Raw genomic sequence first — 19676 nt, forward strand, 5'->3', positions numbered from 1 at the left:
AACCCCTCCTTATACAGTTGTTAGCTTGACGCCCGTCCGGGCAAAAAACTCCTTAGGGTCAACCGCATTAGGATCATCAATATCTTTTGCGGCCTTAGTGCCCTTGGATATATTAATGTGCAAATGGACACCTGTTGATTTTCCCGTCGATCCCATCGTACCGATGACCTGACCTGCTTTTACCGTCTCTCCCGCTCTTACCTTTAAGCTCCCCTGCTTCATATGTTGGTACCGGACATAGAAGTCCGTACCGTCGATACGATGAATAATACCTACGGTGTATCCAGCGGTGCCCAGGAGCCCCGCGAAATCTACTCTTCCGTCGGAGATAGACTTAATAGGTGTAGTCAATCTCTGGCCCGGGAGTGATCCAATATCGATACCATTGTGGCGACTGACCTTGCTCTTGTTTGTCGGATCCTTACGCTTACCAAACCAGCTCGTTACTCGCATGTGGTCAACCGGTGCAACGACGCCCCTGAACGTTCCGCTTGGTAAGTTACTTTTTGTCTGACGCCCTGACGAAGATGAGGTTACGTGATCCGCGCTCTGTTGTTCCGGAGGAACATATCCTGGCATAATGTATTGAGCTCCTTTGACCCCGGCGACAAAAGGACGATCATATCTCCACAAAGGAAAAATGAAGATGCAGTTGTTGTACTCAAACTCCTTGGAAATCCAGTCCTCAATCATCATCGACAAGAACTCCGTTAACAGCAGTGTAGGTAGGCCTGCACCCTTCATCAACTTAAGCGCCCCGCCTGCACCTTTGAGTGACCCCAGTGCCTGCTTTGTTGTCTTGATGCCCTTGAGAGTCTTGACGACGCCGCGCTTTGTTAATCTAGTTAGCTTCGCACTTATATTCTTGCCGGCAATAAGTCTAGCGCCACCTTTCGCCAAAGGGCGAAGTCCTCCGACTGTACCTTTCCTCGTAGCTCTCATGAAGTTACGCGCTAACTTCGATGCGGCCAACTTCCGGATCATCTGAGTCGACATGAGTGTGCCGATTCGGACAGCGGCTTGAATCGTAATGTTTCGATCCAGTCCGTCTACGCGAGTACAACATAAGTCCGGTTTTATAATGGATGTAAATCCTGTTCGCATACTTAGGTTGTGAGTAACTTTACCGACCTGAGCTGTTCCACTCATGCTGGTGTGCGTATCCGAGAGATAAAAGATATCCCACGGTTTTACAGAGGGGTCGCCGAATATAACCAGTTGCCCTTGATACATCTCCATCATCTTACGCTGCAATGATCCGATAGCGATGATCTTCGCGTCTTCTTCGCCAGGCTGTCGTATCTCAGAGTTCTTCAAACTCCAGCCGTCCTTACCCAAAAGATCCATCGCAATATCGTTGACCGTATCGAGGACATCATAAGCTGCAGCTACAACCCACCGGATCCCTTTGTTAAGTGGATCCCAACCCCAGAGATTTTCACTTACCATTGTGTCTACTGTGATAATCTTCTGCTGATCTCTGGCGATCGTCCGGTCTGCATATAACGTGTACGTCGTATCCGGAGAACTCCCTCCGTTTTTAGCGAAGATACCGATCACGCCGTGAGCAATCTTTTCGGAGCTCGCCTTAATCTGGTTACCGATAATATCGTACCCGCTTGCAAACGTGTGGAATTGCTGAAAAGGTTTGTATTTTTCAGCATAGTTCTCACCACGGTATGGTGAACTATATTTCTTTTCAACATATCCGTACTTCACCATCCAGTGAGGGAGACCGAAGAACAGCGTACTTCGGAATCCGTGAGGATGAACCGCACAGATAAACTCTGGATTGAACAATGAGTGGGCTACAAATGAATCCCACGCTGTATGACCAAATAAATTCAGCTGCACATTCCGCTCGCCGTCAAAGGGATTCCCTCTAGCTGTATCTTTTGTGTATGGCTTCTCATTGCCTCGATATATATTCTTCATCACGTCGTAGGTCACATATGGCTTATCCGAGAAGAGCCCTTCTTTGAATGGGTATAGGATCGATTCCCCGAGCCAATTCCAGAATCCATCGTCATCCTCTTTTCGCCAAACTTGCCCGAAGTGTTCAATACCGTATTTACTCGATCTATTATTAAAGAGATTATTCTGACCCGTTGTTGCAAATAACCAATCGTTATCTCTCGTACACATCACCTGTGTAAAGAGGTTTCGAGTCTCTTCCGGGAACCCTCCACCATGCGGATCTGGTTCGATGACTTGATTGATGAGCTCTACGCCATCGCCTTGACACACGATCTGCACGTCATATTCACCTTCATTGATCTCAGCTATTTGACCGTTGAACACGACCGGCATTCCCTCAGGTGCAGAGCCGTATCCGAGTCTGATGTGAACTCGGGCGCCTTGGTGAAGCCTAGCCTGCTCAAGCATCTGCGTCCGCTCTTCGATGTCCTTCTCGTCCATCGTCAAGTAAAAATCAGAAACGAGCTGTCCGAGTTTTTGGGTCAGCGTCTTTGCAGCGCTTTTTGCATCCTTCATCTCACTGAGCTTTTCACTAAAATCAAAGGCACCATAAACGTTAGATAGCGAAATATACGCCAGATCCACTGGGTTATCCTTATCCTTCACTACAGCGATATCGTGAATCGCATGGTAGGTGTAGTAATTGTTCCATAGCCTCCGACCATCGATCCACATCCCCTCGTCAACAAATAGCATGAGATAACTTGGGAATGCGCGAACCATACGACCACGCTTATCGTACATCGTCATGTCTTGCATAAAGTCATTTGGATCAAATGCAGGGTGTGTATCGGGATCCCACGAAGAGCCGAGTGGTTTGGTCTTGTACATCTTGCTGAAATCGATATTAACCTTTTTGGATTTCTCGGATAGCATAACGCTCTTTTCATCTTCCCAGTTTTTCACGAGACCACTTTTGATACCAGAGATCCAATCTGCTACGTTAGCTTCATCCGCGAGCGTAGCCGGATCGTTAAAGCTTTCGTACAAATTCAGGTTCATAATTTTCTGTCCGAGATCTCCCATCTCCATATCCTCCCACACTTTCTGTATGTCAGGGTAGGCGAAGTAAAAGTCAGGGTCAGCAAACGCGGATCCTTTATAATCTGGCATCTTCGTTATAGGCAGCTGAGGATACCCTTTAGATTTCCGATTCGCGTTGATCTTCGGAATAATATAATTCAGGTCGTCATACGTAGGCAGCTCTAGATCTGGATAAAGCTCGATCAGTCGCAGCGCTTCTTCGATCTTCGTCTCATAAACAACTTCATGAAGCTTCTGGCTCTTGGTATCGATGATTTCAGACCCTAGAGCGTAATATTTCTTTACGTTACTGATCATGTTGTTGACGCCCATAATTCGCTCATTGTTTTTCTGTGTCGGCGTAAATCCCCTACCAACCAAGGTTACCTCATAGTAATCATCAAATCCTTCAATCGTTTTCGATTTGAGGCCGGTGATCATCGCATGATAGATCCCCATCAAATTAAGCACCTCATTATCAATCTCAAGAAAACCGGAAACAAAGCGATTGCGATATTGACGTGACATCTCTTCTAAGTGCGAGACCATCAGGTTTAAGCTTTCTAGTTGGTCACGACTTGTCAATGTCATCTGAATACTGAACTCATGTGTAGTGCCGCCAAGATCCTGGAATGCTGGTATCTCTATATCTTGAACTTGTATCGGCGTCAGCGTCTTTGTCATCTTTGCTGTTATCCCCGTTACGACGGCCGGACCTATATCCCATTCCGACATTAACGATGACAAATCTGTCAGTTTCAGTTTTGACAAAGCATACTGGGTTCCATACTCTCCAGACATCAAGTCTTCTAGCAGATCACGGTCTAGCACTCGGAAGTGAAGATTTCCATTCATGCCGTTCTTATCGATCGGCCTTAAGTATGTTCCAGATTTCGAAATCGTTCTATCCGTACAAAGCATCTGCTGATACCACCAACGGAATAGTGGATACATGATGAGATTATCGTAGTAGTAGTCCGGATACTGCGTGAATGGTTCTTGCGTACACTCTATCAGCTGCAGGTAAACGTTGAACATATTTGGATAATCAGGAACTGTCATGATCGATATATCGTAGAGAGCTACATTGAATATTTGGTAGCGCTCGTTAATCAGCTCGTTACGGATCGGTAGAAATGGATTCTTCATGAACTGGGCGATTAGCGGTCGTAATCCATCCATGTAGTAAGTCTGTCCGCCGACGCCTGCAACCGGGTACCCGTTGATTTGATCAACACCCGCAAACCCAAGGTTTAATTCGATGATCTGTTTCGTATAACCGGATTTTGTCTGCGTTGGTGATTTGGCCCGCATCGTAAATCGACTGTCGACAGATGCCGTCTTCGTCACCTGAATACCCGCTGGTGGTAGGAAGAACTGGACATCACCAATCCGCATAACAAAAGGTGAATCCGCCCACCGATGTTTAGGGTATTCTCCATCCTCTGGTCCTGGGGCGGACCCTTTAACTTCTGGAGAACTGAGGTACTTCACATCTCCACCGATCGACGTCGGTGCGTCTCTGACATCTAGACTGCTCGGCGGCGTACCAGTCACGACGCTCTGCGGCAACGCTACCTGCTGACCCGGACTTACGGATGTCGCAATCGTTGGGTTAATCGACTTAAGCATCGAGATAGATGTACCGAAGTCCGTCGCAATCGAGTTGAGAGTATCACCCTGCTTGGCGATGTAATATGGATACACACGGAGTTTCGTTCCAGGGTTCAATACTGTACCACTTGTAACCCCGTTCCATTTATATATGAAAGCCGCACTAGTTCCGTATTTTGCATACTTTTTAGCAATGGACGCAACGCTGTCGCCTTTGATCATCGTATACATAAACCAGTTATAATTACGGCCTACCATAGAGGAGCTGCTGGACTCCGAGGACGGCGTACCTGTATTCGTGTCACTCATTACATTCGCCCAGATGCGAGAGACATCTCCAGCCCAATGTGGCGTAGGTTGTCCATTGTCCAATTGCGCGTATGGCTTTGGCATCTGTTGCATCTTACTAATCGTCCATTTTTCGTACCTTTCAAAGAACGTCTTCTTAAGCGAATCTACGCTTCTATGTAGTCCATCTCTAACCGTCTTCCCACCGTATTTCGCGGTATTGGAAGGGTTTTTGTTGTATGCACCGACGCCCATGAGGCTGTTATTTTTTACAGCGAAGTTACTACAACCCCACCCCGATTCAAGCGCAGATACCGCGATAAGGAAACCGGCATTAATGCCATAAGTCGCTTCAACCTCAAGGAACGCCGAACCTGAATTTCGCATGACGCTTGTTGTGCCATATGTCTTTTCAGAATTGCTAACCTTTCCAGCAATATAAGAATTGATCTGCGAAGCGCTTAGCCCGCTTCGCGATCTTACATCCTTGTTTAAATAGTCCGCCATGATAACACCCCTTTGATAGAGGAAACGCGTGGGGGTGAAACCCCACGCCTATAAATGACCTCGATCGATATACGTACCCATCACTTCTTCGAGCCACTTACGATCCATTGATGTTTGCTCGTCTCGGAGATTCAAATTCACTTCACCGAGGTCTTCCTGCATCTTCTTCATTACTGTGTCATAATTGACATTGTTATTATCGACACCTCGTGCCTTTATCGTATATCCTTTAGCACCTTGTGGCGATGCATATACTTTTTGTTGTCCCGTTGACGCTTGGTTGGGCGGGGCCTCATCACCCTTCTCGAAGCCGGTGAGACTTTGCCCTCCGTGACCCTGCGGTCTACTTTCTACCTTTAGCGGATCTCCGGCAGTAAAGAATTGACGAGTCGCATAGGCGGCAAGGCCGAGTCCTGCGATCCATGCGGCCGCCTTACCCATGCCGCTGTCACGAACCGAAGTTGCGAGATTGTCCCATGTACCTTTTACGGTGTCTGTCGCGCTTTGCAGATGTTTACGAATTACGCCAGGCTCTCGCTCAGGTATTAAATCAGCGCTCTGCTCGATCACATTCAGGGGTGTCATCTCTCGGCCGTTGCGTCGAGTGGCGCCTGCAGCCTTGATATCCTCGTTCATCTGTCTAAGCAGATCTCTCGCTTGATTCTCTGAATGACCCTCTCTTTGAAGCGTCTCAATCGTTGCAGGCTCGAAATTAAGCTGCATTGGTTGGATCGGTGCATCGACACTCCTGCCTGGCATTCCCGCTCCGTACCATTGTTCCACTTGATCACGAACGATCCCCGCCGCACTACTATCAGTATATCTTGTATCCGTTCGATCGACAATGTTCTTCAAGCTTTGAAGATCGACATTTCCGAATGTCTTAGCAGCATTCTGGCCAGACGCGCCGACATGCCAATCCTGCACATTCGGGTTGAACATCATGCCGGTTTTACTCATCATATCCAGTTCACCTAGCATTCGGCTTACGTCTCCAGCCATCTCCACTCGCTCTCGTCCTTGCAGATGACGCATCTGTTGTTCGAGGTCCGCAGTCTCCTCCGTGAGTCTCGCAAAATCCTCGCTCGTTGAATCTTTTACCCAATTCAATTGTTTCATGGCCTCCATCTGACTAGCCGTTAAATCTGGCCCACCTGATGTAGCTTGATGAAACAAAGTGCCGTATATCTGATTCAAGGTGTTTCGACCTATATCCGTTGTTGAGCCTTGCAGACTTCGACCAATCTGACCCAATACCTCTGGCGGAAGTGAACGAAGCCCTTCTCCCCTAGTTACGATGTTCGTCAACTCCGGTGTCCAGTCATCCCCCATTGTAAACCGGTTAAGAACAGACTCGATCTCTAGATTCGGGTGATAGCCAATTTCGCTTGTCATCATTTCCTCAAGGATACGCTGATGGGCGTCGAAGCGAAGTTTTTGCAGATCTGTCATCTGCTCCTTTCGTACGCTCAAAATCTTCTCATGAGACTCCTGTATGAAATTAATGAATTCTTCATCTCGACCACCGTACCCCAAACTATCGTACTCTTGAAACTTCAATACCTGCTTCTTCTCTGGATTTAATTCGACGCCTGGATCTACAAGTTCTCGGTTCATCATCTGACGAGCGGCGGCGGCAACTGTAGGCGTAGATTCAAATGGATCAATAAGTCCGTTTTGCATCAGGATTGGCATAACATGGGCGTTGAGTGCGCGAGTTTTTGCCGCCTCTTCCGAAACGTTAACGACGCCACTACGCAAGAGATCTTCGCGACCTACATCCGCCATCGATTGAGCCATACTCCAAATCGATTGAGACGCTGATTGCTGACTCGTCATATCGATACTACGAATTGAACCGCTGTGATTTCCGTGACCTTTTGGAATTTGCACTGCCGCCTTACTTTCAACGGAGCGCATGTATCCGCGGCGACGCCCTTCCTCTTTGATCTGATCATTGAAAGTCCGGAGTATATTCTTCGCCTCGTCATCAGATACAGCCCCGACGTTTTGCATACTCCGAAGATCATTCAAAAAGGATCTTCGTGATTGTCCCTCTGCGCTATTGTAGTAACCTCCGGCTAATTGAATCGCATCCTTTTGCTGGATCGAGGGCACTTCTTTCGTTAGTTCACCAAGACGATTGGTTTCGAAGATATGTGGATTTTGTGCAGCCACGTATTCGCTGATATTTTGTGGACCGTCTGACGATATGTTCTGATACACTTCATTTAGGTTTCGAATCGGCTGATTCAGGGGTACACCTCTGGACACCTCATCAGCATGAAGGCTTTGTGCATCGAATGTATCTGCAGAGTGATAAGATCTTTCAATCATGCGTCGCGCGGAATCCTCAGCAAATTGCATACGCGCTGTCTCTACCTTCTGCGAATCTGTACCTAATGGCGTAAAGTGTGTCATGAATCTATGCTGCAATCCGGAGGCACTATCCGCAGCTACAGTAAACGACTGACCGCTAGTATCAAGTAATGTCATCGCCGTCCTGTTGTCGTCGATTCCGGAAACTTGATAAACCCCTCTAGGCATATCATCCTGTAATTTACGATCAAGCGAAACGAAGTCTCCCGCTTGCACAGGCCTAGCTTCGAAGCCATCCATTTCTGGTGCCGAGAATACCGCCTTCATTTCCTCTCCTAGAGTCTCGAGTCCGACCTTTGTGTCGTAATCAGCCATATGGAGTGCTCCGCCCTTAGTAGGAACTTTGGACGCCGTATCCCAACGCTCGACTTGAGCCCTTGCATTATGGGTGCGTTCTTCTGGTGATGCCATCTTTGACGCAAACATCTGTTCAATAACTCGTGGCTTCGGTAATTCTTGTGCGGCTGTTTTTGCTCTTGCGACATCATCCTTCGCATTTGCAATTGTGCTCAATCCGAAATCCTGTCCGGTTATCTCTTCCAAATGATTAAGCTGTGATGCAAGTTGATCGTATTGACTCATCACCGAACCTGCGTCAATATCTCCAGCTGCAGGAAGCAGATCCTCAATAGCTTTCATCTGTACGATCTGTTCTGATAAATCCCGGCCTCCGACCGTGACTCGTAAATTCGAACCTTCTGCTTCCGTCATGCGATCAAAAAGTCTATCTCTTCGCTGAACTTCGGTCGCACCCGCGACCCTTTTGATTTCTCCGCTCCGGATCTTTTGCTCAAAGGCCTCGGGGTCCTGTCTGAGTGTATCCACTTCGTCTCTCGATAACGTTCGAATCTTATAATCATCGTCGCCTTTATAGGCAATCCTAATCTTGTTGTTCCACGTGGATTCGACAGCGTTCTCTGCAGGACGAGGACTCGATCGTTTTCTAGCCGGCTTACGCTCAACATAAGCATACTCATCGTCACTACCGCTAAGTCCGCCAAATAGATCGAATACACCTGACTGCGCCGCTTGAATCTTAGTCCTTGTATTCTCTAGCGCTCTCTGTAGATTCATCTGCGCGTCTGCAACGTTCTCAGAAGCAACTCTCTGAACCTTCGACCAGTCAGCTGCAGCTACGTTCTGTCCAGCTAACGGATCATCTCCAATGAAGCCACCGACACTCTGTACCATGTCGATACGGTTCATCTTCTCTTGATTCGGGCTAAACCTAACTCGAGCTCGACCTATAGAGTCGGTTGCACCAACCAAACGCAAATTACGAGAACCGCGAATGGCGTCTTCGCGGAGGGCGTCCATATACTCCTCTGCAGGCCCCATGAAAGGAATGTCTCCGCTATGGTAACCGTAATTGTCGTTTTTAGCGAACTTAGCCATGTTCCGCAGGTACCAGAACCGAGCATTCTGATTCTCAAGTTTAGCTGCAGTCTTAGGGCTAACTACATCGAGGATAGCTTGTCGCGAGTTTCGATCAAGGTTAGCAAAGCTCGCTGCATCGATAGAGTACTCTCGATTCTTCCCTCGACCAGTCGATATTACTGGCGTACTCTTTTTAAATCTTTTTAACTTCCTAAGATCTTTATACTCAGATTCAGTCACCGTCGCCTTAAGTCGATTCGCGTAACCTTGCCCATCGTCACTTACCAGATTCTCTAGGTAACGATCCATATCTTCGGTTGGATCAAGGAAGATATGTCTGGAGTCAACCGTAGGCTTCCCATCTCGGATAACTCCAATCTCACCCTTACGCGTACGGATATAGTCATCTGCATCCGGATCCCACTGTGCCTTTTGAGCATAGACCTCAAGAGGTTGTAATACTCGTTTTGGTAACTTCGAGTTATCGACACCCGTTGTCTCCATATCCATGTATGTGATCTCTTTGTTACCACGCCGGAAGTCATCCATGAGTGCCAGCGTATCCGATGGACTCGATGGCGTTTTGTTTCCGCCGAATAATGTTTGGATTTCGTCGTAGACGTAAGGGAAGTTCGATTGCAATGGACCCGGGTCTACAACGTCTGGCATCTTCCTCCCGCCATTCATCCGCAGAGGTTTGATGTTATCCATCTGGTGATGGGTAATAGCCTCCTGTGTTGAATCAACCAAGAGGACTTTCCGATCGATCTGAGGAATGTCAGCGATATACTCGCCGCGAGATCCCTTGCGAATCGTACCTGGGTAAACCTTCCCCTCATACGGGATATTGGCACTGATGGAGTCTTTCCCTTGTGTCGCCGCATAATCTAGGGCGAGTTGCAGGTCGCCTTTACCGGCCGCCTGAAACCCAGACATTCGTTCACGGATAACGTCTTGATTTCGCTCCAAAATTTCCTCATTAGCAGATTGACTTCCAGAGAGAATCTGTCGTTCGGGATCGAAGATACGGGTTTCTCCTTCGCTATCTGCGTACACGCGTTGTTCTTTCTTTATACTCTCTTCATAGAGGGAATCAACCTCATCATCAATAAGCGCAATTCCGTCGTTCTCTCTTTTGGACATCTCGAATTCTGAGCCGTCATGGATGGACGGAGAGCCTAATAATTTTTGCCCTCGCTCTATCAGCGTCGCATCAATCTCCCGATCGTTCATCCGCAGGATCTGCGCATAGTATGGGAAATTCTCCATCGTACGACGAGCACGCACGGCGGCGTCTTTTACTTCTGTCGCACTGCCCGTTTTCCCACTACCCACAAGCATATCTTGAATCTCGTAGATGAGGTTGTTAACAGCATTACTGCCTTCGGCTTTTGAATCTTCAAACCACTTCTTATGGATATTCCCCATAACATCAAGGAAGACATGATCTTGTAGACGCTCAGTAATCGTTTTATCTGGGAGCTTAGCCGCTATCTCTGCGATCTCCCCTGGACTCTTACCTTGTAAACTCCACATCCGAAGCAAACCTTGGTCTGTTAGATCAATTGTCTTCTGTCCGCGCCCATATTCATCAATGGTTGTCGTCAATGCGTCCATTGCGGTACTTGCGATATCTCCGCTACGACCGGGTTGAAGCATCCAGTTGGCTTGCGTCCGGATCATGTCATCTAAGAATGCCGGCATTCTGGCGGTGCGTTCCTTCGTTCCATAGTCGTCAACCTGCTTCATGAAGCCATATAACTGTTCAACTAGGTTACGCGGAGATACGTTTACACTCACCGTGTCTACATCCACTGCTATAGATTTGGCTGTGCTTTTCGTATGATTCTCCACGAGCTTCAAGAAAGAGTAGAGCTCTTCATTCTTTGTTCGTAGATCCTGACTTAGCCATCTCTGCTCATAGATGACTTCAATGAAATTCTCCTGTAAGACACTATCCGTCTTTGCCTTAAGATCCGCTTTAGAGAGTGAAGATTTATACCGATACTCATCAACGGCAGCAATCATCTCTTTGGGGTCAGGGATATCCATCCCGAGCTGTACATCACGAATCAGGGCGTGCTCAGCTTGAAGAGTCACCATCCCCTGACTTGATGCAACTTTGTTATGCCCAACTTGATCACCAGGTACATAGATTCGTTCATCGCGACCCACTTGTCTCCACAGATCATCGTACCGCCCTGTAGATTCACGAGGTTTTATAATCTCGACTGCATACTGTTTATTACTTTCTTTTAGATCAAGGTCTTTTGCGCTTCGGCTCTTCCACGATTCTTCCAACGCCTCAATTGTATCCAGTGTAAATCGCGCTTCATTACCTGGGTCTTCCTTGATACGCTGCTCGAGAATCTGACGACGTCGATCCTTTGATAGGGGCGCCGGCTTTGCGATAGTATCTGGAGCAATACGATCTCGAATACTTTGATCGATAGACTCGTCTGTCTTTCTGGCCACAGCCGCATCGTAGCGTTGCTGATAAGCTTCGATTTCGGCTGTGTACTCTGAATCGATATCTGCATTAATTCGTTCACGTAATGCGACCATATCTTTTAGATTTTTCGGCATACTGTCTGTCGCTTTTTTGCTCGCCTCATCATCAATTTCGTTAATGGACTCAGCTACAGCACCACGGATTTTATTGATTGGAGAGAGAGGTCGTACTTTCTTGTCATCCATTAATCGGTAGTGCTCTTTAATATGTTGATCATTAGCTTCGCGCATCTGTGATAAGCGTGCCGTCTGCTTACGTAGGTTCTCATATTCCTCTTCACTCATCGAGCCCATCGTACTCTCTTTGGCGCGGCCTATATACCCCTGGAACTCCTGATCGAAATACCTCTGATCTCCATACATGCTGCTGATAAACGAGTGGTAATCTTGGACGAACTTGCTTGCAGTCCTCGCTTCGGCGTATACAAAATCAGCTTTGTCATCCATTCGATCAAGTACATGCGATACCTGATCGGATACGTCCTTGGCGTTTTGACTAGTCCACGGCAGGCGCCCTACTGAGAGTTTTAAGGCACGTTTTTTGTCAGCCTCATTACCTCCACGCCGAATCTCCGCCATAACCTGAAACAAGAGAAATTCATCATTGGTTTTTCCTGCAGCGGCAGCTCCCTCAATAGCGCGTCTAGCGATAATGGATTCACCCTGTCTTGCTGTGAGTGCCTCGGTTAATGACGCCTTTCCTTGGTCAGCTTCCTGCAGTGCCGACCGAATAGTCCGGAGTTCCCTACGATCTGTATCTAGTCGGTATTTCGTTTTTTCATCATCTTTCAATCGAGATAATACTTGCTCACGAATTACATCCGGATCAGTCGTGTCAGAATTGACACCTAAGTAATCCGCATACTTCGTAATGAAATCGAGCTCCGAATCGTACAGGGGTGTAGATTTAATCTCCTTCGATTTCTGAACTAGTTTGCCGTCTACTTCGGTGACATTTAAGTCGCCAGTATTGTATCGATAAAGTACATCCTCTACATGCATGAACTGGTGCTCTGCGTAATCTGGATCGAGTGACACAGGTAATGCGGGAGCACTAGCACGACTACTGCCACCAAGGCCTGCCGTCCCCATCTTCACCGACTTATTTTCGGAATCCTCTAACGCTATTTTTGCCGCAAGCGAGGCTTCTTCCGCCTCTCGACGAGATAAGGCGACCTTTGCTACATCTGCGGATAGTATCTGTTTCGGTATAGAAGATCTTTCGAATAGAGCCTGTTGTAAGCCATTCGGCAAAGAAGCAATACGTTCGGCCGCTTTTTCTGCGTAATTTCGGACACCACCGTCTGGCTTAACAGAGAAGTTCATATCTTGAACCCAGTACGACATGATATTAGGGATGCCAGAGGTCTCTCCCCGCTCGAACCCCCGTATATATGAGATCACTTCGTCCTTTATTTCTGGCAATAGTTTCGCCGGTCGCACTCTTGCTTGTGTCGTTTCATGCGTCAATACAGTGGACACATTTACGGCTATATTGTGTATTTCTGTAATTTTAATCTTCGTGTCTTCTTGCAGCGCAATAGATCGTATCTCACGAAAGATCTTATCGTAGTTTAAAACGTAATCGGCTATAGAACTTTCCTTGTTGTATGCCATGACTCCTACCCCCTAAAAGAAAGGAGTCCGGCAAGCCGAACCCCTACAATACATTCGATCCCTCGCTGTTTACAAGGTTCTTAAAATCGTTTCTTCGATTCCGGTCAATATCCATGTCAATTGAGACACCCTCATAATCTGATTCTACTACGTCGACCGTAACTCCGTCGACCCCTGCGGACGATAAAATATCCCTGAGTTTGTCAGCGTAAGATCGATACGTCTCAGACCCGGAGCGAATGTCAGGAACACCGACGTCTAACTGAGCTGCCTTCTCCCTGTCATCAGGCCAGATATCGAACTCGGATGGGTCAAGGCCGACGCGCTCTACGTATTTTACTTTGATGTCCTCTAGGTTAGTGTTCTCAGACCACCCTTTCCAATTACCTCCCGGGAGTGGGTGTTCTCGGAAGTACTCATTAAGGGCTACCTTCTCGTCAACCGGCTGACCCCAAGCAGATTGCAAAATACGGCGCATATATTTTGGAGCGATATCGAGAATGCGAGAACGCTCCTCTTCTGGAGCTTCCATAAATGGAGTTAGATACTCACGATCTTTCTTGGGCAATGCCCCCATTACGTTCGCGATCGGATCCCCCGCGTCATATCCGTACATCGTCTGTTTCTTTGCCTGCTGATACTGTATCGCCTTACCCGCAATCGGCGTAATTGGCGAAAGCTCTCTATGATTCTTAAGCTGATTGATTTCGCTATTGATCTTCTTGATGGCGTCGTCTCGGTCCGTAACATCTAACTGCATACGATCCCGAATATCTTCGAGGATCTTGTTCCACTGATTTGGCTGAGATGAATATAGACGTTGCTTGATTTCGGTCAGCTCTTTAATCCGCCGCTTGCGCTCATCACCTTCTATCTCTTTACGCTTTACGTAAGACTTAACATCAAAGCCTTCCCGCTCTTTAGCCATCGCAGCATACTTCTCAAACATCGCATCATTCTTAATATACTCCAGGACGTCAAAGTACTCTTCGACCTCCCGCTCCCGCTGCCTACGCTCGGGTATCCAAGCTTCTTTATTTATATTCTCGTACAGCATCCGATAAAGTACGGAGATTCCCATGACGCTTGCACCTACGACCCCACCAACAACTTTACCGTATCTGGCCATAACCTTCTCACCGCCGATATCGCTCGACTTCAAGGATCCGAACATCGTACCAACCAAGGCACCACCCGCGATAGCTACCAGAGGATGCTTGATCATATTACTTTGAATCGCCGGAACGAGGAAGTCTTCGATCGGATCTTGCCACTCTTGCCAATCCTTTCCGTATACCTCTCTCCGTTCATAGCTCTCTAGCGGAGATCGGACTTGCAGGAACTTTGTGTGAAGCACGGTATCGGCGTGAGCGAACTTCTCCCAAGCCGCACCGGCGGCAATCTGTCGTTCGGTAAATCTAGCGTGAACTGCAGCAGGTGAATAATCCGTCTCCCGTTCTTTGGCTAGATCCTCTTCCAGCAAGAAACGGTTGATATTCCTTCCCCGCTTATCATAAACGACAGATTGAATCGTATTGTAAGTATCTCGCTTAATACGATTTGCCTCATCTGCATCATACGCGATCCTTACACGGTTGCCTGGCTTTATCGTTCGTCCGATCTCCTCGGCTGCGCGAGCGGCAATCGGGTCGTCTTGGCCAGTAGGAACCCGAATACCTGCGAGTCGGATAGGATTATCTGGGTGCTCTTTTGCGATAAAGGTGTTGTTATCGATGACGTGATCCACTGTGACATACTCATCGTCCACGTTGGCTGTCTTAAAACGATAAGGGTACAGACGCAAACGTTCTTTTCTCATCGTTACTTGCTTGTTGATTTCTTGAATCTCCTTGCGTTCCTGATCTTTTAAATCCATCTGCGACAGTTGACTCTTCAAATCTCGGTACTGCTGTGAATACGGAGCAACGTCCGCGAGAATTCGGTACCTATCTATTGGATCATATAGGTCTCCGCGGTTTAGCTCTCCACTATCCATCTCTGCTCGGAGTTGGTCACGAACCCGATTCACCTTATCGATCGAGTATTGATACAGCTCGGGGCTACTACCGAATGCGAATACTTTTGGCTTATCTTCTGGGTTATCACGATTAACGTGAATTAGGTAGTTAACACCAGAGTTAACGTGTTGTGCGTAGAAGTTGATCTGCTGCATGTTCTCGAAGTGAACTTCATCCTCTTCATATCGACGAGTGCCACGTGTCTTCAAATCAACAACACTCTGCTCACCCTGCTTTAACGCCCAATCTTTAAAACCAGCCTTATCCTCTTCACTGGATAGATCTATTTTTTGTCCTTCGTAATAGAAGCCACCAAGCTCTGCATGTGGTTCGTATCGCCCATCATTGATATATGTAGGGTTATAGTAGGTTATCTCAGCGGCGTTCTGATAGAGGTAGTCGATAAGCTTATCCTGGTCGGCTAGTACATCGTAGAATCCTCCGATTCCAGACTCTTCATCCTTGACGTACTGCTCCATCTTCACAGCAATGCCAGCCTCATCCATGTGCTTCTCCCATTTATCGTGAGCGACAGTACCTGCATCCAAGATGCGCTGGAGAGACTCATCTTTAACCGCATCCATCTGCAACAGATGTTCTCGGATTTTTGTATCATCATATCCGATAAACGAAGCACCAATCTCCATCTTCATTAGCTTCTCGGAATTGATTCCATAGAGACGTTCATAACCTTCTCCCGGAAGACGCATCTCGCCCTTCTTCACCTTGACGTACGGATCGCCATGTTGAAAATCAATGAAGTATTCGGACCCTGGTAACCAGTCGGGCATGGTGTTCTGGATGTTGTTAACTTCATTAAGCTTTCGGTCGGCAGGTAGAAAACGACGGAAGATTTCGTTGAAGTCTCCACCATAACCCCCGATATCCATATCCCAAAACGCACGGGTGTAGCCGGTCATATCACTCGATGTTTGGAGGACTGGTTTCTTGGCCGCAATTTCACCAGTAGCTGTCGTACTCATAAATCCGTAGAAACCCGCGACCTCCGATAGGTTATAGTGCAGATTCCCAACGGTTTGTTGCCAATCTAGTGGACTCATAGCCGCCCCATCTTCTGGGGCGCTCGCAAACGAGGCAATGGATTGGGGTAGGCGAGCCTGTGTAAAATGCCCCGTCGATGCTGGCGAATGATCATCTAGCCCGTCTCTTGCCTCATAGATTGCGTTCTTAGAATCCGCCTGCAGCAACTGAATATTCCCACTAGAGGTTACATATACGGCTAGTGCATCTGCATACTTGTTTCGAACGGGAACTGGAGGGGCTGCGGACAAGGCTGCAGCCCCATCGTTTGAAGGTGCATCATACAGACCATCGTCATCCTCATCGGTAATAACATTTGGCGCTGGCAGACTCTTCATAGACTCCTTATCAAATGCGATAGCCTGGCTGCCCCACTCGTCTTCGTGCATCGTTCTTTGCGGCTTCAATATCTGTCCTATCGTCGCATTGAGCGCCGGACCAATTAACGGTACACTCTCGATTTCGCCGATACCACCTGTAGCCATGTAAGGCCGATCGTCGTAATGTTTCTCTTCATAGTGATACGGATCTGTAACGAAGTGTCTAATTGGAGCTAATGGGTGACGTAGTGTCGGCATCCACGTGTTTTGGAAATACTCTTCCCGACTTCCGTATAGAGAATCTGTGTACTTATAATCAGAAAGGACTCGGCGAACCCAGTTTGGTTCAAAGTGGTCAACCTTTCCACCTGTATATGGTGTATTCCCTAGTTGCCACCAGCGCCCTTTTCGAACAGCCACTTCCCCGTCACGCCAATATTCTTTAGTCTCTTCTTCTGAATCATTCAAATCTAGAAGTTGTCCAAAGAAAGGGATTTCTGCGATCTGCTCTCCACCAACAAGCAGCGGTGAAACCTCTTTCGCCCAATCCGTAATCCCGAGATTATCACGTAGTCTCGCCAACTGCGTCGACGTATCAGCATACATCTTTGCAAACTTGTCTTCGAATTGCTCCCCGGTCAGATTCTCCGATTCATAGTTTAGGTAGTTCCACATCTCTACGCCAGCCCATATCGGAGCCACACGATACATGAGGAGTCCATTAAATATATCGAACCCTGAGCCAAGGTTCTTCCCCGATAACCCTAGACCAACTTGATTGAGCGTGGCGTTCAAGCGTTCAAACAAGCCGTAGAAAAATAGCGAAGAGGTTGTTACTTCATTCAGGTTTTCGCGCCCCGCTGTAATCTGTCGCATCCATGGCACAAATCCGCCGGCCTCTTCTCTCGTCTTCGCTTTACGGAAGAAGACATACTCTGCATCTTTACCAAAGGCGTCTTCAAGTTTTCCCTCGAATACTCGTGGCTGTTCTAGTAACCCTGTTATCTTATTAATCGGGCCAGCACCCCAACTCGTAGGATCAAGGATGTCAAACTGAGTTCGCGGTTCTTGCTGCAGACCGATATCTAAAGCATCTGAAACTCCATATGATATCTTGCGCCATAGCGAGTCACCCTCTTTTGGCTCGATGAATTTAGATACGGTTAGGTTAGACATGTTGCGCGTGAATCTCGCTATAGGTCCTTTATCTGCATCCACCATGTAGTAATTGTCTGCAATAGCTTTAAGTGTGCCGTTCTCAGCCTTTTCCATCGTGTCATACACTTTCCCGTTAACAAACAAGTATGGCGTTCCAGCTGGCCCCGTATGGTTTGTGATAATTGGATTCTTAACACTCGGGGCAGCTACATGATAGAACGGCTTAAGCTTTGGATTGAACACCTGATCTAAATAGAACATCCGCAGTGGATTAATCTTGATCAGAGGAATGGTGAAGTCAGTCGTAGCTGAATATATAGCTTCTGTAAACGTCCGACGAAAATCTCGCAGATCTGATATCTTACCTTGACCGTCGATGAGGATGAAGTCATCGGCCTTTGTCTTCATGAAATCGTCCGCCTGCTTGCCAGCCTGTTCAAATAAGAGTCTGCCATTTAAGATGAACTGGTCGTTTTCATCGATTTCTTTCGCCTTCACCAAATCGTCGATGGTTGCAAATCTAAAACCCGTTTGCTTTTCTCGAAGAGCTTGCTGTTTTGGATCAAGAATACTTTCATTGATAATGTCTTTTTCCATCAATTCACGAGCCAGACCCTGGTTTTCCATAGGTACCTTGAACTTCTGTAGACGCTGCATTTCGCTCATCATATTTGAATATCGCCGTACCGCATCGAACTCTGTATCGATTAACTGCCTGCCTATTTGATCAGCCTCTCGCCCTTGCCGCTCAACGACTCCATTACGAAGGTGCCCACCTAACGTTTTGGCCGCATCTACAAAAGAACGGATACTTTGCCCACCTTCCTCGATCCGTCCGGAAGCCAAGCTCTTGAAGCCTTTTACGAGTTCACCCATACCCTCCTCTTCGGACCATCGGCGGATCGAATCATTGAGTCCACTTATTGGTCCTCTGCGATATTCACCGAGTTTACCAAGAGTAGAATGCGCCAGATTTTTTAAACCACCTCGTTTAAAAGCAAGAAGGCCGCCGGCAGCCAAGCCCGCGGCGGCGATCCCTCCGGTGATCACGTTTAGGTTTGAGGTATCCTCTGAGAGGTACGTATCCGCATCATCCATTAGATACTTTCTGTACCTGTTTTCGTATGACGTCATATCGTCCATACGGTGTCCCTCCCTCTCTCCATGCGTCAGCACCAGCAATCAATGTATCAACTTGTTTTGATCCACCGATCAGCGGCATTTCTGCATAAGGTTCCTCTGTCTTTTGATGTAGATGACGCAATACAAACATAGGGTCTTGTCCTTGTTCGCGAACGATTCTGGCCAACTCTGTATAATCCACTTTCGATTGCGCCTCCGCTTCCTCCGATGGATCGGAAGTTGTGATCTCTAGTTGTACACCGCGCAACTTAGTTAGAGCCCATTCTGCTCGCGCAAAATACTTCATAAGTTTTTCCTTAGTCCAATTATCCATCTCCTCGAAGCTTATATTCGGGAAGGCGGTTGCTATGATAACTTCTGCATAGTGATCGAACGATTCCAACTGTTGACGAAATACACTCAGCAGCATCGTATCGATCTGTGTTTTGCCGAAGCCTGAAACTTCTAAAATCTGAGGGGCGAGCTGCGAAGCCGCGTAAGCCTTGGCGTTTCCCGAGAAATCTAGTTTTGGCCAGAGGACTGTGGTATTACAGACGGCTTCAAATGCATCATACTCATCCGCATATTGCTCCTTGATTTGTCTATACTCTTTACGAGTTAGCGGCCTATAAATAAACTCGTCGTTTCTGATCGAGGTGACGTACAACTCATCGTATTCCTTTTTGAGTGTCTCGACGAGTTGGCGGATCTGACGGTCATCCAT

Annotated in this window: 4 protein-coding genes; all 4 read right to left on the reverse strand. The window is 47.4% G+C overall.

The window, feature by feature from the left end; genetic code table 11:
* Positions 1-9: 9 nt before the first annotated feature.
* Genes ACK8P5_RS25650 through ACK8P5_RS25665 form a run of 4 tightly spaced genes read right to left on the reverse strand, consistent with a single transcriptional unit; the run spans position 10 to position 19676 of the window.
* Positions 10-5409 (reverse strand): peptidoglycan DD-metalloendopeptidase family protein, encoded by a 5400-nt coding sequence (locus ACK8P5_RS25650; RefSeq protein ID WP_422661742.1) that lies wholly within the window; start codon positions 5407-5409, stop codon positions 10-12.
* 48 nt (positions 5410-5457) lie between these two features.
* Positions 5458-13293, reverse strand: coding sequence for a hypothetical protein (locus tag ACK8P5_RS25655; protein ID WP_422661743.1), 7836 nt, complete (start codon positions 13291-13293; stop codon positions 5458-5460).
* Positions 13294-13336: 43 nt separating this feature from the next.
* Entirely contained in the window at positions 13337-18973 is a 5637-nt protein-coding gene (locus ACK8P5_RS25660) for a hypothetical protein (RefSeq protein ID WP_422661744.1), read from the reverse strand.
* Complete coding sequence (locus ACK8P5_RS25665; RefSeq protein WP_422661745.1) at positions 18921-19676, reverse strand: hypothetical protein; 756 nt, start codon at positions 19674-19676, stop codon at positions 18921-18923. Before ACK8P5_RS25665 ends, ACK8P5_RS25660 begins: the two co-directional genes overlap by 53 nt.

It is taken from the genome of Paenibacillus sp. EC2-1, assembly GCF_049311625.1.
Taxonomy (GTDB): domain Bacteria; phylum Bacillota; class Bacilli; order Paenibacillales; family Paenibacillaceae; genus Paenibacillus_AQ.

What these genes read in the sequence shown, in the direction of transcription:
- ACK8P5_RS25650 (WP_422661742.1), bottom strand. Translation starts at nt 5,409, where the DNA reads ATGGCGGACTATTTAAACAAGGATGTAAGATCGCGAAGCGGGCTAAGC.
- ACK8P5_RS25655 (WP_422661743.1), bottom strand. Translation starts at nt 13,293, where the DNA reads ATGGCATACAACAAGGAAAGTTCTATAGCCGATTACGTTTTAAACTAC.
- ACK8P5_RS25660 (WP_422661744.1), bottom strand. Translation starts at nt 18,973, where the DNA reads ATGGACGATATGACGTCATACGAAAACAGGTACAGAAAGTATCTAATG.
- ACK8P5_RS25665 (WP_422661745.1), bottom strand. Translation starts at nt 19,676, where the DNA reads ATGGATGACCGTCAGATCCGCCAACTCGTCGAGACACTCAAAAAGGAA.